This window comes from Hyphomonas beringensis (assembly GCF_000682755.1).
Taxonomy (GTDB): Bacteria; Pseudomonadota; Alphaproteobacteria; order Caulobacterales; family Hyphomonadaceae; genus Hyphomonas; species Hyphomonas beringensis.
The window spans coordinates 1-23,881 of record NZ_AWFF01000033.1 but is presented as its reverse complement, the minus strand read 5'-3'; the positions used below and the strand labels follow the sequence as shown (position 1 = coordinate 23,881).

Below are 23,881 nucleotides of genomic sequence, written 5' to 3'. Positions count from 1 at the left end.
CATGATCCGGTGTCGTCAGGCGCTTTCAACTATATCCTTGGCTAAGTGTTACGCGGTGTCTGGCAAGTCTCAGGCCAGTTATGTCATTTTACATTGCAGTCATAGGGGGCAAACCATTTGACGCAGCGTTGCCCAGACGCCAGAAAGTCGCCATCTTTCATCTGCAACTGACTGATCTCCCATGTTCGACCACGCTTCCTTTGACGCCCATGAGGGCGTGCACCTGTTCCATGATGCCAAAAGCGGATTGAGGGCGATCATTGCCATTCACTCCTCGGCTCTTGGACCGGCGGCTGGCGGCTGCCGCATGTGGGATTACGAGACCGGCGAAGATATGCTGAAGGATGCCCTGCGCCTCAGCCAGGGCATGAGCTACAAGAATGCCATGGCGGATATTCCGTTGGGCGGCGGCAAGGCTGTTATCTGGGGCAATGCCAAGACGGACAAATCCCCTGAGCTGTTCCGCGCCTTTGGCCGCGCCGTCGACAGCCTGCAGGGCAAGTACATCACCGCTGAGGATGTCGGCATCAGCGTCTCAGACATGCAGATCGTCCGCGAAGAGACCCGATATGTTGCGGGTCTGGATGAAGGCGAAGCCGCCAGTGGAGACCCCTCCCCCGTAACCGCCAAGGGCGTCTATCTCGGCATTCGCGAAACCGCCAAGCGGGCCTTTGGCACAGATGATCTGAATGGCCGCACGATTGCGGTTCAGGGCGTCGGCCATGTTGGCGGCTATACTTGTGATCACCTGGCTGAGGCTGGTGCAAACCTGATCATCACGGATATCGACCAGCAGGCCCTGAAAGATGTCTCGGCCCGCACTGGCGCGCGTATCGTTGAGCCGGATGATATCTACGACGCAGGCGCCGATATTTTCGCCCCCTGCGCCCTCGGCGCCGTAGTGAACGAACAGACGCTGGACCGTTTCAAGGTGAAGGCCATTGCCGGCGCCGCGAACAATCAGCTGGTCATGCCGGAAATGGGCGAGCTGCTTCGCCGCAAGGGCATTCTCTATGCGCCCGATTACGTCATCAATGGCGGCGGCATCATCAATGTGGCGGCAGAGATCTCCGGCACCTATTCCCGCGAATGGGTAGACGGCAAGCTGGAAACCCTGATGCACACGCTCGGCGAAGTGCTGGACGAGGCACTCAGCACGGACAAGCCGACAAATCGTGTAGCTGACGCCATCGCGCGCCGCCGCATAGGCCGCTGAACCAAGGCTTAAGTACAAATCCTTAGTTTGACTCGCAGGCCCTGCTGGTAGGACAGTAGTGTCGAGAGTTCAGCAATATGAGGATGTGCCATGTCTGTTGTCGCCATGCTGCAAGGAACGAGCAAGGAAGACTGTTCAACAACGCTTTCCGCTCTCGCCCTGGCCAAGAAAATGAACGTCCCGGTAAGAGGCCTCTGCGCCCTGCCGGACCCGAATTCCGCAATGATGGTCATCGCGACTCCGGAAGCGACCGGCCTGGCCGGAACGACCACTCAGTCCATTATCGAGATGCAGGATCAGGTTCTGAAAGTCTCGCGCGCAGCCTTTGAGGATACATGCGGAAGCGGCGCCCATGGCCTCAGCTGTGAATTCATCCATGATGTAAACACGGTGGAGCAATCCGGCTCCAATGCCGCCACGCTGGCCGAGGCCGTCATCTTCCCCCGCACGGCGGCCAAGGGCGGCGAGCCACTGAATCTGGCCTTTGAACATGTTCTGATGACGGCAGGCTTGCCCGTGGTTCTGGCCGGTACGTATGAGCCCTTCAGCGGCCCCGCCATCATTGCCTGGGACGGCAGCAATGGCGCGGCCCGCGCGGTTCGCTTCCACCTGCCTATCCTGCGCGCCATGGGCGACGTGATCATTGCTCAGAACACAAAGGACCTGAAAAAAGATCCTGACCGTGAGATCGCCGCACCACACGCCCTGCAGGATTGGCTGAACTTTCACAACATTACGTCGAAGACGGAAGAAATCGAAGGCGAAGTCGGCACCGGCCTGCTTGCCATGGCCAAGGGCGCGAATGCCTCGATGATCGTCGCCGGCGCCTATGGCCACTCACGGCTGACGGAGCGCCTGTTTGGCGGCACAACACGACGCCTGCTCACGGCAGACGAAGCCCCTGCCCTGGCGCTGGCCCATTAAACATCCCTACCAAGGAGGTCCAGATCGATGAGCTTGTCAAAAATCACGCTTCAACTCGCGCGCAATCCAGGGCTTCCTGGCGGAGACCCCAGCCAGGGCTACACCCTCATTGCGCCTCTCACAGCGGAAGGCCAGATTGATCTGGACGCATGGCGGGAGAACCGGGACTCCTGCCGCGTCGTCCGGTTTCACCCGGACCCGGACGAACGCGCCGACGGCCTGCTGACCCATCGCGGCAGCCACTGGTTCTTCCATTATGACGAAGATGATGAAGGCGATGATGAAGCCGGCTACAAGCTGGGCCAGCATGTCTTCAAGGAAGGCGAGTACATCACGATCGCCAGCCATGGCGAAACACCGCTCACTTACAAGATTACGGATGTCAGCCCGGTCTGACTTGACGGCGCGTAAATCTGGACAGACTGACAATTAAGACGCACACTTCTTCTCACAAGGGCAGGAAAAATATGCCTGTGGGAGGAAAATATGAAGAGCTATCTTGGCCTCGCCGTATCGGCGATCGCTTTGGCTGCGTGTAACAGCCCTGCGCCGGAAACATCAGAGACAGTTACGGAAATGGCGGCGGTGGAGACACCTGACACCGCGCCAGCAGATGGCCACACGGCCGGATACAATCCGGATCGCAACGCCTATTTCGGCGATCTGCACATCCATACAAGGTCCAGCTTTGATGCCTACATCTTCAATGTCCGGCGTACCGCGGATGATGCCTACCGCTTCGCCCGCGGTGAAACGATCAAGCATCCGGCCGGCTTTGACATGACCATCGCGGGTGGCCCGCTCGATTTCTACACCGTGACAGACCACGCCGAATATCTCGGCATCCTGCCTGCCATGGACACACCGGGCACAGAACTGTCAGAACTTCCGCGCGCCAAGGACATGTTCTCAAGAGACCCTGACAAGATCACCGCAGCCTTCCAGGGCGTCGGCGCGTCTGTACGCTCGGGTGTGCCCATCGAAGACATGTATGATAAAAGCGTGATCAACTCTGTCTGGCTACAGAATGTCGACGCGGCAAACCGCCATTATGTGCCGGGGGAGTTCACCACCTTCGCGGCCTATGAATTCACCTCCGTCACGACAAACCGCGAGGACGGCACCTTTGGCGGCGGAAACCTTCACCGCAATGTGTTCTTCAAGGGAGACGCGCCTGACCGCGCCTTCTCGACGCTAGACTCCACCAATCCGGAAGATTTGTGGGACTGGATGGATGAGAAGCGCTCCGAAGGGTATGAATCCATCGCCATTCCGCACAACTCCAATGTGTCCGACGGTCAGATGTTCCGCCTGGAAACATATAATGGAGACCCGCTGGATGCCGCCTATGCTGACCAGCGCATGCGGAATGAGCCGCTTGTAGAGGTCACGCAGGTAAAAGGCACCAGTGAAACCCACCCATCCCTGTCACCGAATGACGAATGGGCCGATTTTGAAATCTATGACAAGCTGCTCGGCGTCTATGATGTCTCCAAGACAGAAGGATCCTATGTCCGCGAAGCCTATCGCAATGGCCTGAAGCTTCAGGAAGAGAAGGGTTTTGATCCCTTCCATTTCGGCCTTGTGGCCGCCTCTGACAGCCATGTTGCCGGGGGCGCCTACTCCGAAGAAGACTACTGGTCCAAGATTGGCCTTGTGGATGGCTCGCCTGTTGCCCGCGGTTCTGTTCCATTCCCTGGCACGACCAGCTGGGATAATCAGCCTGAAAACAATGTCGTCAAGAATGGCCGCGAATGGTTCTCCCGCTGGAGCGCCTCTGGCCTCACAGGCGTCTGGGCAGAAGAGAATACACGCGAAGCCATCTTCGATGCCTTCCGCCGCAAGGAAACCTTTGCCACCACAGGCCCACGCATGAAGGTGCGCTTCTTTGGTGGGTATGATTACACAGGTGATATGCTGAGTGCCGCGAACCTGACCCGCCAGGCCTATGATGGCGGTGTGCCCATGGGTGGAGACCTTGTCGGCACAGGCCAGGCCCCGTCCTTCATCGCCTGGGCCCAGCGCGATCCGAACATGGGCGCCCTGCAGCGTGTGCAGATCGTCAAGGTCACATCAGATGGCGAAGCCGTTTATGATGTCGCCTGTCACACCGGCACACCTGACCCGACCACACATCGCTGCCCGGACAATGGCGCAGCCGTCGACATGTCTACCTGCACGCCCACCGGCGAGGGCGCCAGCGAGCTGAAGACCCTGTGGCAGGATCCGGACTTCGATGCCAATACGCGCGCGACCTATTATGTCCGTGTGCTGGAAAATCCGAGCTGCCGCTGGTCAACCTGGGAAGCCCTGCGCAATGGTACGCCGCCGCGCCCGGACGTGCCGGAAACCATTCAGGAGCGCGCCTATACCTCGCCCATCTGGTACATCCCGGCAGAATAGACGGGAGTACAAAGAAGCGTGAAATATCTGCGTGAACCGCTGATCCAGTTTGTTGTCGCGGCGGCCCTTGTCTTTGGCCTGCACACGGCGTGGCAAGCCTGGCAGGACAAGTCGGACTCGACCATTTTTGTTTCGGAACCCGAGCTGGAGCGCCTCGCCGCGCTCTATGCGTCCGAAGCCGGTGCCCTGCCCGGCCCGGAAGACATGACAACCATGGTATCGGACTATGTGCGTGACGAGGCGCTGGCTCGTGAGGCCCGTCGGCTCGGCCTTGACCAGAACGACACGATCATCACCCGCCGCCTCGCCCAGAAGATGAGCTTCATGGTGTCGGACCTGCGAGAAGACCCCGTCCCTTCGGAAGACACGTTGCGCGAATGGTATCAGGCGCATGCGGACAGATTCACTGAGCCTGCCCGCCTGACCTTCTCTCAGATATTCTTCAGCCCCAGCGTACGCGGCGATGCGGCGGAGAAAGACGCAGAAACCCTGCTGGCAGAGCTGAACAATAACCCCACGATGGAGACGGCTGCCCTTGGCGACCCCTTCATGTTGCAACGCCAGTATGGGGACGTGCCGGTCCGTGAACTCGCCCGCCAGTTCGGGGTGGAGTTCGCCGCCGCCATGGCAGGCCTACCCGCCTCGGATGACTGGCAAGGCCCGGTCCGGTCCGCCCTTGGTCTTCACCTCGTCCACATTACACACAAGACCCCCGCAGCACTGCGCCCCTTCGAAGAGGTCCGCGCGGAGGTGAAGCGGGATTGGGTGGAGCAAAAGCGCCGCGAAGCGAATGAACAGGCAATTGCCGACATCATCGCGCGCTATAATGTCGAGATTGAGGGCGTCGAGTGATCCGCGCCTGCCTTCTTTTCCTTGCCATAATGATCGCGGCCCTTGGCGCCGAGGCGCATGAAGTCCGCCCGGCCTATCTGGAGATCACAGAGACCGCGCCCGGCCAATATGACGTCACCTGGAAACAGCCCATCCTCGATGGTCGCCGCCTGAAGCTGGAACCAACTTTCCCTGAAGGCTGCGAACGACAGAATGAGCGCGTTACCGGCGCTGGCGGCACAGTCATCCTGCGCTGGTCCATGGCCTGCGACCTGAATAGGGGCGAAGTGTCCATTGCTGGCCTGGACCGCACCCTGACGGATGTCTTCCTGCGGATTGACCGGCAGACGACAGATGACCTCACCGCCGTCCTGCGGCCCGGCGCCGCCACGCTGGACCTGACGGTCCCCTCCGGCGCGCCAACGCTTGCCTATTTCCGTATCGGCGTGGAGCACATCATCTTTGGCTTTGACCATTTGCTGTTCGTGCTCGGCCTGGTCCTGTTGGTGCGCCCACGCCAGCTGATCCCTACGGTTACGGCCTTTACGGTCGCCCACTCCATTACGCTCGCCGCCTCTGCACTGGGCGGTATCACCCTGCCCGGCGCACCGGTCGAGATCACCATCGCCATGAGCATTGCCCTGCTCGGCGCAGAGGCCATCTACCGTATGCGTGGCCGCATGACGCTGGCCCAGCGCATGCCCTGGCTGATCGCCTTCGGCTTTGGCCTGATCCATGGCTTTGGCTTTGCCGGGGCACTGTCGGAAATCGGCCTACCCAAAGGCGCCGAAGTGATGGCACTGCTGCTGTTCAATCTGGGCGTAGAGGCCGGGCAGATCACATTCGTGCTGTTCGTGCTCGCCCTTGTCTGGCTCGGCCGCCATCTCTACCGCCAGGGCGAACCTGCCTTACGCGTTGCCACCGCCTACGCCATCGGCATAACCGGCAGCTATTGGGCGATTGAGCGCATTGTCGGCGTCTTCATTTAAAGGCCGATTGCCTTCCACAGCATTCGCGCCGCAACAACCGCCAGCAGCACGGCAAACCAGCGTTTCAGCTTCACCGCATCCAGCGTGTGGGCCAGCTTCGCCCCCACCGGCGCCATAGTGACGGTAAGTGCGGAGATCAGCGCAAACGCAGCCAGATTCACATTGCCCAATGAGAAAGGCGGCCGCCCAGGCTCCCCCCAGCCGACAATGATAGCAGCCAGCGCGCCCGGCAGGCCGATGGCCACGCCCCAGCCTGCCGCCGTCGCCACAGCGCGGTGGATCGGCCGCCCACAGAGCGTCATCAGGCTGACCCCGAACGTACCACCACCAATCCCCATCAGCGCAGACAGCGTGCCAACGCCGACACCCAGCCCCGCCCGCGCCGGCCCCTTCGGCATGTCATCCGCCAGACGCCAGGTCGGCCGTCCAAAGAAAAGCTGCGCCGCCAAGAGGAAGGCCAGCGATCCAAAAATTGCGAGCAGGCCGCGATTGGAAAGATAGCCACTGATTGCCATGCCGATCAGAGAGCCGACCACGATCCACGGGGCCCAGCCCTTGATGATGTTCCAGTCAACCGCGCCATGCTTGTTATGCGCCATGACGCTGCGGATCGACGTCAGGATGATCGTCGCAAGTGAGGTCGACACCGCCACATGCATCGCCGTTTCCGGATAGCCCAGCGCATCGAACAGGAAGTACAGAACCGGCACAATAATGGCGCCGCCGCCAATGCCGAACAGGCCTGCCGCCAAACCGGCGGTAATCCCTGCTGCGATCAATGCCAGCAGGAGAGGTGCATACTGAACAATCAGATCCATTATGTAACGACCGCCTTTTCGCGATAACACGCCTTGTCCCAGCTGCGTGTTTCCAGAATTTCCGTCAGTTCCTGCATCGCGTCCCACACTTCGGCGTAAGACAGGAACAAGGGCGACAGGCCGAAGCGGATCGTGTCCGGCGCGCGGAAATCTGCCTCGATGCCCCAATCGGCCATGGCACGCACGACGGCATAGCCTTCGCAGTGGCGTACGCTGATGTGCCCGCCGCGCCGGTCTGCCTCCAGGGGACAACTGATTTTCAGTTCGGCCTTTTCGGCCAGCATCAAGCACATCTGGCTTAGCCGCCGTGCCTTCTCCTGCACGTCGGCCATGTTCAGCCCATGGAAAATCTCCAGCGCACCATCCAGCGCCGCCAGTGAGAGGATGGGCGGCGTCCCGGCGGCAAAGCGCGCCACGCCCTCTTTCGGCTGATAGGTGGATTTGAAATCAAACGCCGCAGCATGGCCCATCCAGCCCGGCAGCGGAGAGGCAAGTTCCGGTGCCAGCGCCTCATCCACAAAAACGAATGCCGGCGCGCCCGGCCCGCCATTCAGGTATTTGTACGTGCACCCCGCCGCCAGTCGCGCGCCCCACGCTTTCAGGCGCACATCCAGTACGCCGGTCGCATGGCTGAGGTCCCAGACGATCAGACCGCCCCCTGCCTGCGCGGCGGCTTCATCGCCCGCGACATCCGCCACCTCTCCAGTGCGATAATTGACCAGGCTCTTGACCAGAACGCCGCCTTTCAGCTCTGCAACGCCCTTTCCCGCCTCTGCGCGCACCAGCTCCACGCCGGTCATGCTGGAGAGGCCCTCCAGGATGTACTGATCGGTCGGGAATTCGTCTTCCTCCACCACAAGCCGCCTCGCGGCAGCCAGAGGCTGGGCAGACGCGGCCAGCTTGAAGAGGTTTACCGAAACGCTGTCGCATACCAGGACGTCGCGCTCCCCGGCCCCGATCAGGCGCGCCAGTTTTGCGCCCACCTGCTCGGCCAGGCCAATCCAGTTGGCGCTATTCCAGGCGCTGACCCGGTCCCGCACCCACCCCTCATCTGCAGCCCGCTGCAGGGCCAGCAAGGCGCCTTGTGTGGCCGGGCCCAGTGAATGGCCGACCAGATAGGTTATGCCCTCCGGCAGAGCAAACGCCGCCCGGCAATGCGCCAGCGGGTCTCTGGCATCCAGCGCTTCGGCATCGCTGCGGCTTAGCGGGAAATGAAATGAATTCATGACAAGCTTTGTGCATGACAGATCGACCGGACGCTAGTAGCAACCCCTTATGCGACCATTGCTTTTTTCCATTGCCCTCGCGTCATTCGCCCTGACGGGCTGTGAAGCCCCCGCCGAAAACCGCCCACCTCAAAGCGCCAGCACAGCTGAGGAGGCCGCCATGCCCCTGATGACCTGGAATGATCTTCTCTCGAGAGAGCAGCCGTCGACGCCGCATCATATCCGCACGGGGCCCGGCACGTCGGATGTCATTGATCTCTGGCTGCCGGACGGCAAAGGCCCCTTCCCTGTCGTCATCATGGTGCATGGCGGATGCTGGCAGAAAAGCATCGCAGACCGCACGCTGATGGACTATGCGGCCGAAGATCTACGCCAGCGCGGCCTCGCCGTCTGGAACATAGAATATCGCGGCGTGGACGAGGATGGCGGCGGCTATCCCGGCACCTTCCAGGATGTCGCCCGCGCCGCTGATCTGTTGCGGGACTATGCCGGCGAATACAATCTGAAGCTCGACAGGGTTGCCGCGATTGGCCATTCCGCTGGCGGCCACCTGGCCCTCTGGCTGGCCGCGCGTCCGAAACTGCCACGCTACAGCCCGCTCTGGAGCGAAAACCCGCTACACATTGATCTTGTCGTGAATTCCGGCGGCCTGGCTGACCTTGAGGCCTCCGCCCCTGTCACGCAGGAAGGCTGTCTGGCCTCCATCATGGATGTGCTGACCGGGCCGCCCAGTGGGCAGCGGCCGGACGTATTCGCCGACACGTCGCCATCAGAAATGCTGCCCTTCGCCGCTCGGCAGGTCAGCGTGAATGGAGAGCAGGACCGGATCGCCCCACCCATTCTGGGCAAAGATTACACGAATAAGGCAAAATCCGCCGGCAGCGCCGCCAGTTTCATCCAGGTGCCGGACACAGGCCATGTCGAACTGATCTCGCCCGGCAGCGAAGCCTTCGAGATGGAAGCCACCCTGCTGACCGAGGAACTGAAGCGCTAGGCGCTCACCAGACGCCCGCCTGCTTCAGCGCAGCGTCCAGATCCGGCGGAATGTTCACAGCGGCTTCCCCGCTGGTCAGGTCCCGCGGCGCATCTGCAGGTTTCAGGTAGCGCCAGCCCTGGAAGGCCTTCTTGCGCTTGGCATAGGTGCGCACAAGGTTCGGGTCGAACACCAGTTCGCACATGGAATGCTCCTCGCCAGCAATCTGGCGGACATCCACAATGCGCTGGCGCACCCGGATCGCCCCCTTGATGACCCAATAGATCGATCCGCCATCCATCAGCTGGTCTTTCTGTTTAGGCATCATGCGCGTGTGATGAAATGGCTCGCGCCCCTGCTTCATCAGGCGCGCCTGCCAGTTTTCCAGATCTTCAATATCCTCCGCGCCAACGCAGAGCTTCACCATGTGAATCGTCATGGCCCCAATCTAGCGGGCTCAGCCGGGCAATCCAGACATCAGCTGCGGGCCTTTGCGATTTGCCTCGAAATCGGCTTCGGCTTCGGCGCTGGAAAAGAAGAATTCCGTCTTCACGATATTGGCCGAATAGCGACGGCTGATCGTGCGAAAAGCCGCGCGTGCCTCCAGTTCGATGGAGAAGCTGGACACATAGCTGATGCCCCAGCGTGGCTCCGTGCGAATGAAATAGCTCTGATCATATTTGGTCAGCTTGCCGCCCTCAGGCCCGGCGACCGGATGTGGCAGGTGATAGTCGATGCGCAGGAAGCGCTCGCCAACCGGGTCCAGCCAGGCCGTGGCCTGCAGCCGCTCGGCGGCCCAGACATCAAACTCGCCATCATTCTGGGAGGGGTGATGCCGGAACGCGATGCGCCAGGCATGGCCCATATCGTCCACCTGTACGTCACGCCCCATGCTGGCGCGCAAATCATCCGCGAACAGGCGGCCATCCGGCGCGGGCTCAGATGCCCAGTTGCGGGCCACCTCTTCCAGCTCGTCATCATCCCCCTGCCAGGAGACGACCTGCCAGCGTTCGCCCATGTCGCGGCGTGGATCGTAATTGTAGATGCGGCTGGCATTCTGGCTGCTCAGCTCGACTGTAAAGGCTGCCCGCAGCGTACGCGGGGCTTCGGTTGCGCTCAGCGCCTCATCAAGCGGCGGCGCGCCGGTCATCATGATAAAGCTTGTCAGCAATGCCAGCAGCATGCGCTCGTCCCGTCTCGCATAAATTGCCTGTCCCGGCTGGCCGCAGACTACGCCGCCCGGGTCGTCAGGCATTCCATCCTGCACGTCCATTTATTTACGGGAGTTGAACAAAGCTGCCACCGGCCCGTGACTGGGCCGGAAAACCTAGTCTTCGTCCTTCAGGGGCACGCCGTACAGCTCAAGCCGGTGGTCCACCAGACGGAAGCCCAGACGCTTGGCAATCTCTTCTTGCAAGGCTTCGATTTCTTCGGAATGAAACTCCACGACTTCACCCGTTTTCACATTGATCAGGTGGTCGTGATGCTCGTCCGGCACTTCTTCATAGCGCGCGCGGCCATCGCGGAAATCATGCGCCTGGATGATGCCAGCATCCTCGAACAGTTTGACCGTCCGGTATACCGTCGCCAGCGAGATCGACGCATCCATGGAATTGGCTCGGCGGTGCAGCTCCTCTGCGTCAGGGTGATCATCCGAAGTGGACAGGACACGCGCGATCACGCGGCGCGGTTCCGTCATTCGCAGGCCTTTATCGGCACAGAGTTTCTCGAGTCGATCCATGCGCATGTTTTGCCCTCACATTGACCTTAAGTCCAGTCAGTTACGCCCCCAAACAATAGTGCTTGCAGGCAAAAAGCCACCCTAGCCCAGCTGGCGGCTGAAGAAGTCCAGCGTCCGGCTCCAGGCCAGCGTCGCGGCGGCTTCATTATAGCGAGACGTGGTGTCATTATTGAACCCATGCTGCACGCCGGGATAGATGTACGCTTCGTACTCGACATCATTGGCGTCCAGCGCCGCCTTGTAGGCCGGCCAACCCGCATTGACCCGCTCATCCAGTCCCGCCAGGTGGATTTGCAGGGGCACGGCCACATATCCGGCCTGCTCCGCCGTCGGCCAGCCGCCATAATAGGCAACGGCTGCTGACAACCATGGCAGACGCACGGCCATCATGTTGGCAACGGCCCCGCCAAAGCAAAAGCCGACACAGCCGACTTTACCGTTCACCGCCGCATGGTCGCGCAGGAAGGCGGCCCCTGCCATGAAGTCTTCAATCATCTCGTTGCGATCGCGCTGCGTCTGCAGGGCGCGGCCATCATCATCATTTCCTGGATACCCGCCGAGCGGAGAGAGCGCATCCGGTGCAAAGGCGACATAGCCCGCCTTGGCCACGCGCCGGGTGATGTCCCGGATATGCGGGTTCAGGCCCCGGTTTTCATGGATCACGACAATGCCCGGCAATTCGCCGTTCACATTATCGGGGCGCACGAAATAGCCTCCCATTTCCCCTGCCCCATTCGGAGAGGGATAAACGAGCGTCTCTTCATAAAGATCGTCTTCGCCAGGCTCGGTCTGCATCTGGCTATAGTCCGGCAGCACACAGGCCGCGAGCGAGGAGACCGTCAGGCCGCCGACGGCATACTTCCCCAGCCCTTCAAAAAAGCCGCGCCGCGACAGATGACCATGACAATACTCATCATACAGGTCGAACACTTGCTGCGGGATCTTGTCGGTTTTCGGGGTATCAGTCATGGCTCAGCTCCTCACAGGGGTCTCAGGCCAACATAGCCTATTTCCCGAAATCGCCCAGAGCTGATGCGTCCTCAAACGCCAAGCTCAAGAGATTTTGACATCAGAATGCCATCCACAGGCACATCCCGCTTGGTCGAGTAATAGCGCGGGCGGCGGCCATCCTCGGTAAAGCCATGCGCCGCATAAAGGGCGCGGGCGGCGGTATTGTCCTCTGCCACGTCCAGCGTCAGGCGAGAGACACCGCGCTCTCCGCAGCGTTTGATCATCGCCTCCAGCAAGTGCCGGGCAATGCCCTGCCGGCGCAGCTCCGGATTGGTGCAGACGGTCAGAATGTCGGTCTCGCCAACAATTGTCTGCCCCATGATGAAGCCTGCAAGCTGGCCTTCGCGCTCAATGCCCAGCGTCAGGATGGACGGGTCTTTCAACAGCCCCCGCAAGGAGGCCGCGCTCCACGGGTCAGGAAAGCATCTCAGGTGCAGCATCGCGGTGCGTCCTGCATCGTCCGGCCTCAGAACGATCAGACCGTCCGTCACTTTCGCGGCTCCGGCAGTGTGGCGTCGGGGTCGCGGGCATAGACGGGTGCGGGCAGATGCTTCGCCGGATCAAACAAGGGTGCCTTCAGCGCGGCTGTGATCGCCGAAGGCGTCAGCGGACGGATGTCCAGCTTCCCGGCCAGGTCCTCGCCCAGCGCCTCGGCGCCCTGCATGAAGACCGGCGCATGAAACCCGACCAGCATGGCCTTGAGTTCCTCCAGGCCAATCTCGATCGTATCGGCAATGCCCTTGTTCTCGGACACGCCCTGCACCCACCAGGTCTGGTCCGGCGGACGCTTCTGGGCCATCAGGGCCCCCAGCGCCGTGTCTTCCATGCCTGTCGGAATACCCGCCTCAATGCTGCTGACGCCGATGCAGGGCGCTTCAGTCACCAAGGCCAGGCCCCGCGCATAGGCAACGCCAATGCGGATGCCGGTAAAACTGCCCGGGCCGGTCACGACGGCGATGCGGTCCACATCATCCAGAGTGACACCGCCCTCGGCCAGCAGGCGCTCGACAAAGCCCGGCAAGGCCTTGTCCTGACCACGCGCCATCGTCTCGCGCGCATCAGCGATGATCTCGCCATCGCGCACCAGCGCCGCTTCCATCGCGGTGAACGCAGTATTCAGACCAAGGACAATCATGGCGGGTCAGCCAGGATCAGAGGATCCGGCAGGCCTCATCAAAGTGCAGGCGCGGGCTGCGCGCAAAGATGGAGGATTTGTCGCCATAGCCGAGATTGCAGATCCAGTTGGCGCGCCAGTTCTTCTCTTCGCCGTCCTGGCTTTCAAAGAACTCCTTGTTCACGCCGTCCATGTCAAAGCCTGACATCGGGCCGCAATCGAGACCAAGCGAGCGTGCCGCCATCAGGAAATAGGCGCTTTGCAGCGTGCCATTCCGGAAGGCCGTTTCCTCGCGATTACTGTCGAACCAGTTCTTCGCGCTCGGATTGTGCGGGAACAGTTTCGGGACTTTTTCCTGAAACTCCATGTCATAAGCGATGATCACGGACCATTTTGCCTCGGACACTTTCTGCTGGTTGTTTTCGGAGACCAACGGCAACAGGCGCTTCTTGCCCTCTTCCGAAGAGACGAACACAAAGCGCGCCGGGCAACAGTTTGCACTGGTCGGCCCCATCTTCGCCAGATCGTAAACCGCACGGACCAGAACTTCCGGGACATCCTTGTCGTGGAAGCCATTATAGCTGCGCCCGTCACGGAAAATCACGTCGAGCGCATGGTCGTTTACCGGATGGGTCATGACCTTTAAATCCTCTTGCTTTTAACTTTGTTCATCCGCCCCAGCGTGCCGGGGGTCGCGTGCATTATCAATGCACTATGCGGTGCGATATATGGTCGTTCCGACTAGAGTACAGCTTCCACCGCCGTGACTTCCGGCACATAGGTTTTCAGCATGTTCTCGATGCCCTGCTTCAGCGTCATCGTGGATGACGGGCACCCAGCACAAGCGCCGCGCATCGACAGGTGCACAATGCCGGTATCCGGCTCGAATTTGTGGAAGATGATGTCCCCGCCATCCTGCGCCACGGCCGGGCGCACGCGGGTTTCGATCAGTTCCCGAATTTCATCGACGATCTCGGCGGCTTCGCCTTCATAGGAAACCTCGGCCTCGCTTGAGGCAGACGGCTCAGCGCCCTCTTCCACAACCGGCAGGCCCGCCATGTAATGATCCATGATCGCGGCCAGCACCATCGGCTTCACATGTTTCCAGTCGCGGTCAGTCTCCTTGTTGATGGAGACGAAATCGCTGCCCAGGAACACACGCTCCACCCCGTCCACCTGGAACAGGGCGCGCGCCAGCAGGCTGATGCGGGCGCTTGCGGCATCTGGAAAATCGAACGGTCCCTTGTCGCCAGCCACTGGATGGCCGGGCAGGAATTTCACCGTATCCGGGTTCGGGGTCGGTTCGGTCTGGATGAACATGGCCGGAAGCCCTTTCTACTGTGCGCGTTGCCCATCAGATGGCGCGCAACACCAGCAGGTTCAAGACGTCAGCGTGTGATTAGGCCCGCAGGATCAGGGCGCCGTGGAGGCGAGCCGCGTCTCCAGAGCAGCGACATTCTCCAGCGCGCCTTCCGGCAGTTCGTTCAGCGCGGCCGCCAATTCGCGGGAAGCGTCCTCGGCTTCGACCAGGAAAAAGCCAATGCTGGCCAAATGATTGGCCATGAATGGGCCATCGCCGCTCTGATTGGAAACGATCAGAGGCTTCATCTCTGCCGCGCGGCCCCAGGCAAGCTCTGCCTTGTCGAACGCCGTGCTGACGGCCGGCAGACGTGCCAGACGCGGCTCAGTCATGCGGGCAGCCGCCAGCATTTGCTGGGCCACATGGGCACGCGCCTTCGCACCATAGAAGCTCTCAATGTCGGCCTTGCTGGCGGGAAACTCAACAACATCCTGATTGACCTGAACGGCCAGATCCACACGGTCATCCTTCGCCCAATCAGCAAACAAATTTGCTTCGGCTTTCAGCTTTTCCACCTTGCCCGGTGTCACGGCCAGACCGCGGCCTGCGCGGGAATCATAGCGGTTCAGCGCTTCTGCAGCCGCTGTCAGGCGAGGGCGCATGTCTTCGCCCGGCACACCGCGCAGCAGGCGCGTGGCTGCTTTCAGGTCGGAATCCACTTCGCCGCCCTTCACGGTCAGTTCGGACAGCATGCGCGTATGGTCAGACAGCGCGTCCGTCGTGGCAACCTGCCAGGCCGGCATCGCCGTCAGGCGCGCCTGCGGGTGCCAGTTTGCACGGTCCCCTGCCCAGCCGGCCCCTTCCAGTTCACGGGCGATCTTGTTGATGGCGACGCCCACTTCCGGCATCGTCCAGTTCTGACCGGCAATCTCGACCGGGCCATCATCAATCTTGTTGGAGGCGATGGTCAGGACCGGGTAGGCCGCAACAGCCGCCACCACGACGCCGATCTTCAAAACCAGCTTGGTCCGGCGCCACCAGCGCTGCGCAAACAGCATCACCGGGCTCGGCTCGGCATAATCGAACGTTACGAGATGATCTGACCCAAGCACGGTAACGGCAGGACCTTCCTCTTGGTAGGCCGCGGGGAGGCGACTACTATCAAATGCCATCTACTCTACCCTGTTTACATGAAACGCTGGAGACCTGTTGCGTTTACACCACTATGCAGGCGAATGGGGCATTTTAACAGTACATTAACTGTTAAATATCCGCAAAGCTACGGAGTGCCGGTTTTTTGACCGGGCACACCAAGATGTCAGGAAGTATAGCGGCCTGAGGCCAGCTCAAAAGAGACGGGCGTCACTCGCCCATGGCGCGGATTTCGGCTTCGGTGGTCACCGTCTGCTCTTTGCCATTCTCATCGGTCAGGGTCAGCACCAGCTCTGCCTGGTCGCCCGGTGCAATCTCGTCACTGATTCCGAAGAACATCAGGTGCGCCCCGCCGCGTTCCAGTTCCAGCGGCACAATCGGCGTGGCTTCCAGACGTTCCACCTTGCGCATGCGCATGACGCCGTCTTCCATGCTCATCGTGTGCAGCTCGGTCTTGTCGGCGATATTGGTATCAGCTGCGGTCAGCCAGATCGGGGCGTCTTCCACGCTCAGCGTCAGGCCGCCCATGGCCACATCCCGTCCCGGTGCCGGCATCACGATGAAGGCGTCTGTCACAGTCGGAACCGGCGCCGCCTCCGGCGCTTTCGCTTCCTGGGAACAGGCCGCGAGGGCAGCAACGGAAAGACCGGCAATCAGGGATACAAGACGCATGGAAAGCTCCAGAATGATTTCAGCCTCAGAGGGATAGACCGCATGCGCAGAAGGTCAACAAACCAAATCCGCGCAGCCTGGTTCAGGCGCCCCAGAAGCCGACCAGTTCGCGCACTTCGCGGATCACCGGCGCAGCAATCGCATCGGCCCGCTCTGCGCCATCCTGCAGCACGCTGTCGATATAGCTGACATCGTCCAGAATCTCGCGGAAGCGCTGGGTGATCGGGGCCAGATGGTTCACCGTCACCTCGGCCAGCGCCGGCTTGAACACGCCAAAGCCCTGCCCGCCATACTGCTTCAGTACAGCGTCGACCGTTTCGCCCGACAGCGCCGCATAGATACCGACAAGGTTTTCCACTTCGGGGCGCCCTTCCAGGCCCTCCTTGTCGCTCGGCATGTCGCCCAGCAGGTCGGTCTTCGCCTTCTTGATCTTCTTCGCGATCGTGTCGGCATCATCCACCAGCGCGATACGGGACAGCTCTGACGGATCAGACTTCGACATCTTCTTGGTGCCATCCTTCAGGCTCATCACGCGGGCGCCCGGCCCCTTGATCAGCGGTTCCGGCAGCGGGAAAAAGCCCGGCGCGTCATAGTCGCGGTTGAAGCGATCCGCGATGTCGCGGCTCAGCTCCAGATGCTGTTTCTGGTCTTCGCCGACCGGCACATGGGTCGCCTTGTAGGCCAGAATGTCCGCCGCCTGCAGCACAGGATAGGTGAACAGGCCGACAGAGGCCCGCTCGGCATCCTTGCCCGCCTTGTCCTTGAACTGCGTCATCCGCTCGACCCAGCCCATGCGCGCCACGCAATTGAAGATCCAGGCCAGCTCCACATGCGCCTTCACCGAAGACTGCGCATAGATGATGGATTTCTTCGGGTCGACGCCGCACGCCAGGAAGGCCGCTGCGATCTGCCGTGTCTGGCTGATCAGTGCCCCCTTCTCCACCGGCATTGTGATCGCGTGAAGGTCCACCACGGCATAAACCGCGTCCCAGCCCTCTTCCTGCAAATCCACGAATTTCTTCAGGGCGCCCAGATAGTTGCCCAGATGGAGATTGCCGGTTGGCTGGATGCCCGAGAAAATGCGCTGCGGGCCGCTATAGGTGGGGGAATGTGTGTCGGTCATGGGCAGGCGCTTTAGCGCGTTTGTTTAGCGCCGCAAAGCCTGCCTGATGTCAGAAATGCGGATCGCGCCGGTCAGCAGGGCTGCAAAAGCGTATATCACGCCCCCGGTCAGCACGATCACGACCGCCGCCAGGATGCGGGAGTTCAGCACCTGCGCCTGTATCACGGCCAGATTCTGCAGCATGAACCACACCGCCGCGCTCATCACCGCCGTCGACAGCGCCGCGCGCACCACGCCGGACACCAGCCGTGGGCCGGGCGTGTACCAGCCCCGCCGCATCAGCGTCGTCGCCAGCAGGAACGTATTCACCCAGGCCGCGATGGAGGTTGCGATGGCCAGGCCGATAAAGCCCGCCTCCCCATTGGATTTCATCCAGAAGAACAGCCCCGCCCCCAGCACCGTATTGATCAGCACAGATGTCAGCGCATAGCGCATCGGCGTCTTGGTATCTTCCCGCGCAAAGAAGGCCGGGGCCAGCACCTTGATCAGCACAAAGGCCGGCACGCCCCAGGCAAAGTGGAACAGCGCATGGCCGGACATCTGCGCATCTGACAGCAGGAATTCCCCGCGCGTGAAAAACACATCAATCAGGAAGACCGGCGCAATCATCAGCGCCGCCGCCGCCGGCAGGGTCAGCGCCATGGCCAGGCCGATACCCTCATCCATCGTGCGGCGGCTGCCGCTCTCATCCAGGGCCCGCGCCGCCTTGCTGAGACGCGGCAGGATCGCGACGCCCACCGCCACACCGACCAGGCCCAGCGGCAGCTGGTAGAGCCGGTCTGCCGCATAGAGCCAGGATTTCGCGCCAACCTCAAAGCTGGCGAGGGACTGACTGACAATGATGTTGATCTGCGTGCCAGAGGCCGCAATCGTGCCCGGTATCGCCAGCTTCAGCACTTTCCTCACAGCGGGTGTCATGCGCGGCCAGCCGATCAGGCTGATATGCACTTTCTGGCGACGCACGCCCCACCACAGCACGCCCGCCTGCAACAGGCCCGCAATGAAATAGGCCACCGCCGCCGCCAGCGCCGTCTTTTCCGCCGAAGGCGCCACAAAGGCCGCCGGGATCAGAGACAGGTTCAACAGGGTCGGCGCACCGGCAGACAGGATGAACCGCTCGGCGGAGTTCAGCACGCCAGACAGCAGCGCCGCAATCGCCATGAAGGTCAGATACGGCATCGTGATCCGCGTCAGCAGAACGGCCAGCGCGTAATTCGCCGGATCATCCGCCTGCCCGCCATGGATCAACAGCAAGACCCAGGGCATGAAGATCTGCGCCAGAATGGTCAGCGCCGCCGTCGCCGCGAACAGAACGCGCAGCGCTTCCTGCGCCACGGCCCGTGCGGCCTCATGCCCTTCGGCCTCCAGGGTGCGCGCATAGATCGGCACGAAAGCAGACGCGAACGCGCCTTCGGCAAAGATGCGGCGGAACAGGTTCGGGAATTGCTGCGCCGTCGCCCAGGCATCGCCCACAGGCCCCGCACCGATCTTGGCGATCAGCAATATGTCGCGCACCATGCCCAGCACGCGGCTGCCCAGGGTCAGCGAGGATTGCACCAGGGTATTGCGCGCGACGCTCATCGCGATTCCTCTGATCGAATTCTCAGAAACTGTCCACGGCGCGAGATCGCTTCAATTTCCGGGCTGGTGTTTGCGGCGCATCCGGTTCATGGCGCCCCAATGCGCCAAGAAGACGGTCTCTCAGGGCCTCTTTCTGGGCGTCATCGGACAATTTGTGGCCGTCTTCGGACTGCACATAGAACGCGTCGAACATCCGCTCGCCATAGGAGCCGACATGGGCGGAGTGAATGGACAGGTCCAGATCCGCCAGAACGCGCGCCACATCGAACAGAAGGCCCTGCCGGTCGCGGCCGGCAATATCGATCACGGTATAGTCTGCCGACACGTCATCCCTGATCTGCGCTGAGGGTTGCACTAGGAAGGCCGCCTGGCGGCGTCCGGTCCGCGATTTCGCCAGTTCTTTCACCTGCGCGCCGGCCAGCACGTCTTCCAGCGCTTTCTCCAGACGGGTCAGGCGGCTCGGATCGCTCTGGCCATAAGGCTTTTGCGCGGCGTCCTGCAGGATGAAAATGTCGACGATGCGCTTGCTCTTGCTGGTAAAGACCTGCGCAGACACAACGTTCGCGCCCAGATTGGCCAGCGTACCGGCCAGGTCTGCAAACAGGCCCTGCCTGTCAGACCCGGACACCATCAAGGCCAGCGCGCCGCCCTCCGGCGGGAAACGATGGCAGACAATATTGCCACTCATCGTCAGCGCCTCAGCATGCCAGGCCAGGTCTTCCAAATCGAAGCCCGTCCAGTAGGCCGTCTCCATTTCCAGCTGCAGTGGCGGGATCGTTCCGATCTGCTCGATCAGCGCTTCGCGGCGCGTCTCGGCTTTTGCTTCCAGTTCAGCCTGCACGCCCTTCTCATCGGCGCGCCCCCCGCGCAGCGCCGCAGCGGTATTGTGGTAAAGGTCTGCCATCAGCTGGCCCTTCCACGCATTCCACACGCCCGGCCCCACCGCGCGGATGTCTGCCGCCGTCAGGATGTAGAGCAGCCTCAGCCGCTCCAGAGAGCCGACCATATTGGCAAACTGCGTCACCGTGCGCGGATCGGAAATGTCCCGCTTCTGCGCCGTCTCGCTCAGCTCCAGATGGTGGCCCACCAGCCACGCAACCAGTTCCGTTTCGTCTTCCGGCATGCCCAGACGCTGGCAGGCCCGCGCAGAGGTCTTCATGCCCTCCACCTGCTGGTCGCCCCGGCCCTTGCCGGTATCATGCAGCAGCATGGCCATGTACAGCGCCCGGCGATTTTCGATCAGCGGGAAAATCTCTGTCGCCAGCGGCACGCGCTCGGCATTGCCACGCTCCATCTCGGCGATCGCCTCAACCGCGCGGATCGTATGCTCATCCACCGTATAATGATGATACATGTTGAATTGCGTCTGCGCGACGATACCGCCAAATTCCGGGATCACCTTTCCCAGAATGCCCGCTTCATTCATCCGGCGCAGGATCAGGCCGGGGTCCGTCCCGCCCAGAATGGCGTCCAGCACCAATTCCCGCGCCTCCGGCATGGTACGTACACGTTCAGTCAGGGATCGCAAATTCCGCGTCAGCGCCGTCAGCGCATCCGGGTGGATATCCTTGTCCTCTCGCCGTGCAATGATGAACAGGCGCAGCATGTTCAGCGGGTCAGACTTCATCACCTTTTCAGAGGCGATGCTGACACGGCCGGCATCAATCACAAAGCCCTCTTCCTTCAGGGGCTGCGGGCCACGTTGCGGCAACAGGCGGCGCAGGCCTTCCGGTTTCTTCTTCTGGTCCGCTTCCAGCTTCGCCGCCACAATCCGCGTCAGCGCGCCAATATCCTTGGTCACCAGGAAATAGCGCTTCATGAAGCGCTCAACCCCCTGCTGTCCGCGCCGGTCACGATAGCCCATACGCGCGGCGATTTCCGGCTGCAGGTCAAAGCTCAGGCGTTCTTCCGCACGCCCGGTAACGAAGTGCAGATGGCAGCGCACCGTCCACAGGAACCGCGCCGAGCGGATATAGGTGCCGTATTCACTTTCCGTGAACGGAGCCTTCTTCATCACGTCTTCCAGCGTCTTGCCGCCATGCATGTGCTTGATCAGCCAGTACAGCGTCTGCAGATCCCGCAGGCCGCCCTTGCCCTCTTTCAGGTTTGGCTCCACCACATAGCGCGCATCGCCCTGCCTGGCATGGCGGGCATCGCGCTCGGCCAGCTTGTCGGCGATGAAGTCGGCGTCCTTGCCGTCCACCGCATCCTTCTGGAACTTCACCTGCATCTCGTCGCACAGGGCCTGGTCACCACAAATGAACCGTGCATCCAGCAAGGATGTCTTGATCGTCACATCCTCTGCCGCCAGCTTGACGCATTCCGTAGGCGTACGGAATGCATTGCCCACTTTAAGGCCCATGTCCCACAGGGCATACAGCATGTATTCGATCACGCTTTCGGTGTGCGGGCTCGCCTTGTAGGCGCGCAGGAATAAAAGGTCTGTGTCAGACGATGGCGCCATCACGCCGCGGCCATAGCCGCCGGTCGCCAGGATCGCCAGACGCTCGGCCTCTGTGGGGTTGCGCGCACGGTGCACATGCGTCGTCGTGAAGTCATACAGCGCATGGATCACTTCATCCTGCACCGCAGACAACAGCCGCGCCGTATCCAGCCCGTCTGCCCCCTGCTGCAGCCGCTCCTGCGCAATCATGCGGCCGCGGAACATCGCGCCATGCAGATGGTCCAGCGCGGCCTTGCGCATGGCCTGGGGGTTGCCCAGATTGTCCAGCGCCGCCGCGGTCAGCTTCACCCGCAGGGCCCGGCCATCAATGATATTGGAAATCCGCCATTTGCCGGGACGCCGCAGCAGATGGCTGCGCGCCTCAACCAGGGTTGGGCCTTTGGGTGCAGTCGCAGGGGAATCTTTGCTCATCACCTGTCTATATAGCAGGTCCGCGCGCCGCGCCTATAGCGCACCCTCCAGCTTTACCGGCAAAACGCGGGACTTCTTCACAACGCCATAGGCAAAGCTGGTCTCGATGGAGGCAATCCCCGGCAGCCGCTGGATGGTGTGGCGTACCAGCTGCTCGTACGCATCCAGGCTCTCTGCCACGATGCGCAGCTGGTAATCGGCCCCGCCGGTCATCAGATAGCAGTCCAGCACGGCCTCGGTCTCCATGATCTTCGCCTCGAAGCGCTGAACGGCCTCTTCGCTGTGCACAGACAGGCGAATGCGCATGAAACAGGTGATCGGATAGCCGCAGGCCTTCTGGTCCACCAAAGCCGAATAGCCCTGGATCACCCCATCCGCCTCCAGATTGCGCACCCGGCGCAGGCAGGGCGACGGCGACAGACCCACCTTCTCCGCCAGATCCTGATTGGTCAGACGGCCATCTTCCTGCAGCGCCCGCACAATCTTGGCATCTATCCGGTCCATATCGCAATCCTGTTGGCAGATTATGCCAATAATATATCAGTTTACAGCAATGTTTGAAAGCTCCTGCTGCGCGCACAATGCTATTCTGCCGTCATACCGCAATTTCACGCACAGGAGCCTTCCATGGCCTTCGATTCCAGCCGCCCGCTTGGTCCCGCAACCCGCGCCATCCATCACGGCTATGAGCCCGCAGACCATGACAACGCCCTGACGCCGCCTTTGCACCTCACCTCCACCTTTGCCTTCCCGGATGCCGAAACCGGCGGCGCCCTGTTCGCAGGCGACGCAGAGGGCCACATCTATTCGCGCATTTCCAACCCCACGGTCAGCCTGCTGGAATCCCGCGTGGCCAGCCTTGAAGGCGCCGAAGCCGCCATCGCCACGGCCAGCGGCATGGGCGCCATCTCTGCCACGCTTTGGACGCTGGTAAAGCCGGGCGACGAAATCATCACGGACGAGACGCTCTATGGCTGTACCTTCGCCTTCATGCGCGACGGCCTCAGCCGCTTTGGCGTGAAGATCACCCATGTTGACCTGCGCGATCCGGAAAAGCTCTCCGCCGCAATCAGCGACACGACGCGCATCGTCTATTTCGAAACGCCGGCCAATCCGAACATGCGCCTGGTGGATATCCGCACCGTGTCAGACATTGCCCGCGCGGCTGGCGCGCTGACCATTGTCGACAACACCTATGCCTCTCCCCTGCTCACCCGCCCGGTAGAGCTGGGCGCAGACTTCGTGCTGCACTCGGCCACGAAATATCTTGGCGGCCACGGAGACCTGGTCGCGGGCATCGTTTGCGGACGGGCAGAGCCCATTCAGGACATCCGCATGATCGGCGTGAAAGACATGACCGGCTCTGTCATGGCGCCATTCAATGCCATGCTGGTAATGCGTGGGCTGAAGACATTGCAATTGCGTATGCAGCGCCACTGCGAAAGCGGTCAGACCGTCGCTGAATGGTTAGAGGCCCGGCCCGGCGTGTCCGTGGCCCACTATCCGGGCCTCCCCAGCCATCCGCAGCACCAGCTTGCCCAGCGCCAGATGTCCGGCTTTGGCGGCATGATCGCCTTTGAACTGGAAGGCGGCTATCAGGCCGGCATCGACATGATGAACCGCCTGCAGCTGATCCGCCGCGCCGTCAGCCTGGGGGATGCGGAAACCCTGATCCAGCATCCGGCCAGCATGACCCACTCCACCTACACGCCGGAAGAACGCGCCGCCCACGGCATCTCTGACGGCCTCATCCGCCTCTCCATCGGCCTGGAAGACGTGCCAGACATCCTCGCCGATCTGGAACAGGCGCTGGGCTGAGCCCCTGCCTTGTCGCCCCGGCGACTTATCCCACAAAAAATCACCCACAACCTGCAGCAAACATTGGCTCAAAAATAAAGTTTTCCGACACCCTCCGTTCCCGGTGTATATTGG

At 61.5% G+C, this 23,881-nt stretch carries 24 protein-coding genes; 8 read left to right on the top strand and 16 right to left on the bottom strand.

The window, feature by feature from the left end; genetic code table 11:
• Positions 1–181: 181 nt before the first annotated feature.
• From HY29_RS07955 to HY29_RS07930, 6 genes are all read left to right on the top strand, one after another.
• Entirely contained in the window at positions 182–1,216 is a 1,035-nt protein-coding gene (locus HY29_RS07955) for a Glu/Leu/Phe/Val family dehydrogenase (protein WP_034795288.1), read from the top strand.
• A gap of 90 nt (positions 1,217–1,306) precedes the next feature.
• Complete coding sequence (locus tag HY29_RS18390; protein WP_051601292.1) at positions 1,307–2,140, top strand: universal stress protein; 834 nt, start codon at positions 1,307–1,309, stop codon at positions 2,138–2,140.
• 27 nt (positions 2,141–2,167) lie between these two features.
• Positions 2,168–2,536: a hypothetical protein gene (locus HY29_RS07945; protein ID WP_034795285.1), complete on the top strand. Its 369-nt coding sequence runs from the start codon at positions 2,168–2,170 to the stop codon at positions 2,534–2,536.
• Positions 2,537–2,626: 90 nt separating this feature from the next.
• The gene (locus HY29_RS07940) at positions 2,627–4,543 is read left to right on the top strand and encodes a DUF3604 domain-containing protein (protein ID WP_051601291.1); all 1,917 of its coding nucleotides are present in this window, start codon (positions 2,627–2,629) and stop codon (positions 4,541–4,543) included.
• Between the two features lie 18 nt (positions 4,544–4,561).
• A complete protein-coding gene (locus HY29_RS07935; RefSeq protein ID WP_034795282.1) occupies positions 4,562–5,395 on the top strand; it encodes a peptidyl-prolyl cis-trans isomerase in 834 nt (277 codons plus the stop codon).
• Positions 5,392–6,363 carry a HupE/UreJ family protein gene (locus tag HY29_RS07930; protein ID WP_034795279.1) on the top strand — a complete coding sequence of 324 codons (972 nt, stop codon included), beginning with the start codon at positions 5,392–5,394 and terminating at the stop codon, positions 6,361–6,363. The genes HY29_RS07935 and HY29_RS07930 overlap by 4 nt, the downstream gene beginning before the upstream one ends.
• Here HY29_RS07930 and HY29_RS07925 read toward each other — a convergent pair.
• Positions 6,360–7,181, bottom strand: a complete 822-nt coding sequence (locus tag HY29_RS07925; protein WP_034795276.1) for a sulfite exporter TauE/SafE family protein — start codon at positions 7,179–7,181, stop codon at positions 6,360–6,362. The genes HY29_RS07930 and HY29_RS07925 overlap by 4 nt on opposite strands.
• The gene (locus HY29_RS07920; protein WP_034795273.1) at positions 7,181–8,407 is read right to left on the bottom strand and encodes an aminotransferase class V-fold PLP-dependent enzyme; all 1,227 of its coding nucleotides are present in this window, start codon (positions 8,405–8,407) and stop codon (positions 7,181–7,183) included. Before HY29_RS07920 ends, HY29_RS07925 begins: the two co-directional genes overlap by 1 nt.
• Positions 8,408–8,567: 160 nt before the next feature.
• Between HY29_RS07920 and HY29_RS07915 the strand changes: the two genes are divergently transcribed.
• Positions 8,568–9,401, top strand: a complete 834-nt coding sequence (locus tag HY29_RS07915; protein WP_051601306.1) for an alpha/beta hydrolase — start codon at positions 8,568–8,570, stop codon at positions 9,399–9,401.
• Positions 9,402–9,405: 4 nt separating this feature from the next.
• Here HY29_RS07915 and HY29_RS07910 read toward each other — a convergent pair whose 3' ends face one another.
• The 14 genes from HY29_RS07910 to HY29_RS07845 form a co-directional block, all read right to left on the bottom strand.
• Positions 9,406–9,819, bottom strand: a complete 414-nt coding sequence (locus HY29_RS07910; RefSeq protein ID WP_034795270.1) for a DUF1489 family protein — start codon at positions 9,817–9,819, stop codon at positions 9,406–9,408.
• Positions 9,820–9,837: 18 nt separating this feature from the next.
• Positions 9,838–10,635, bottom strand: a complete 798-nt coding sequence (locus HY29_RS07905) for a hypothetical protein (RefSeq protein ID WP_034795267.1) — start codon at positions 10,633–10,635, stop codon at positions 9,838–9,840.
• Between the two features lie 72 nt (positions 10,636–10,707).
• Entirely contained in the window at positions 10,708–11,121 is a 414-nt protein-coding gene (locus tag HY29_RS07900) for a Fur family transcriptional regulator (RefSeq protein ID WP_034795417.1), read from the bottom strand.
• An 81-nt stretch (positions 11,122–11,202) separates the two neighbouring features.
• Positions 11,203–12,090, bottom strand: coding sequence for a dienelactone hydrolase family protein (locus tag HY29_RS07895; protein ID WP_034795264.1), 888 nt, complete (start codon positions 12,088–12,090; stop codon positions 11,203–11,205).
• 71 nt (positions 12,091–12,161) lie between these two features.
• Positions 12,162–12,623, bottom strand: a complete 462-nt coding sequence (rimI, locus tag HY29_RS07890) for a ribosomal protein S18-alanine N-acetyltransferase (protein WP_051601289.1) — start codon at positions 12,621–12,623, stop codon at positions 12,162–12,164.
• On the bottom strand, positions 12,620–13,267 hold the full coding sequence (gene tsaB / locus HY29_RS18385) for a tRNA (adenosine(37)-N6)-threonylcarbamoyltransferase complex dimerization subunit type 1 TsaB (RefSeq protein ID WP_051601287.1): 648 nt from the start codon (positions 13,265–13,267) through the stop codon (positions 12,620–12,622). Before tsaB ends, rimI begins: the two co-directional genes overlap by 4 nt.
• Before the next feature lie 16 nt (positions 13,268–13,283).
• The gene (locus tag HY29_RS07880; protein ID WP_034795262.1) at positions 13,284–13,883 is read right to left on the bottom strand and encodes a malonic semialdehyde reductase; all 600 of its coding nucleotides are present in this window, start codon (positions 13,881–13,883) and stop codon (positions 13,284–13,286) included.
• A 104-nt stretch (positions 13,884–13,987) separates the two neighbouring features.
• Complete coding sequence (locus HY29_RS19840) at positions 13,988–14,566, bottom strand: NifU family protein (RefSeq protein ID WP_034795259.1); 579 nt, start codon at positions 14,564–14,566, stop codon at positions 13,988–13,990.
• A 93-nt stretch (positions 14,567–14,659) separates the two neighbouring features.
• Positions 14,660–15,718, bottom strand: coding sequence for a hypothetical protein (locus tag HY29_RS07870; protein ID WP_034795257.1), 1,059 nt, complete (start codon positions 15,716–15,718; stop codon positions 14,660–14,662).
• Between the two features lie 190 nt (positions 15,719–15,908).
• Positions 15,909–16,370, bottom strand: a complete 462-nt coding sequence (locus tag HY29_RS07865; protein WP_051601286.1) for a copper chaperone PCu(A)C — start codon at positions 16,368–16,370, stop codon at positions 15,909–15,911.
• A gap of 82 nt (positions 16,371–16,452) precedes the next feature.
• Positions 16,453–17,493, bottom strand: a complete 1,041-nt coding sequence (trpS, locus tag HY29_RS07860; RefSeq protein WP_034795254.1) for a tryptophan--tRNA ligase — start codon at positions 17,491–17,493, stop codon at positions 16,453–16,455.
• A 24-nt stretch (positions 17,494–17,517) separates the two neighbouring features.
• Positions 17,518–19,074, bottom strand: coding sequence for a murein biosynthesis integral membrane protein MurJ (gene murJ / locus HY29_RS07855; protein ID WP_034795252.1), 1,557 nt, complete (start codon positions 19,072–19,074; stop codon positions 17,518–17,520).
• Between the two features lie 22 nt (positions 19,075–19,096).
• The gene (locus HY29_RS07850; protein ID WP_081811288.1) at positions 19,097–21,949 is read right to left on the bottom strand and encodes a [protein-PII] uridylyltransferase; all 2,853 of its coding nucleotides are present in this window, start codon (positions 21,947–21,949) and stop codon (positions 19,097–19,099) included.
• Positions 21,950–21,982: 33 nt separating this feature from the next.
• Positions 21,983–22,453, bottom strand: coding sequence for an Lrp/AsnC family transcriptional regulator (locus HY29_RS07845; protein WP_034795250.1), 471 nt, complete (start codon positions 22,451–22,453; stop codon positions 21,983–21,985).
• Between the two features lie 123 nt (positions 22,454–22,576).
• Here HY29_RS07845 and HY29_RS07840 point away from each other — a divergent pair, with 123 nt between their 5' ends.
• On the top strand, positions 22,577–23,767 hold the full coding sequence (locus HY29_RS07840) for a methionine gamma-lyase (protein ID WP_034795247.1): 1,191 nt from the start codon (positions 22,577–22,579) through the stop codon (positions 23,765–23,767).
• Positions 23,768–23,881 lie beyond the last annotated feature (114 nt).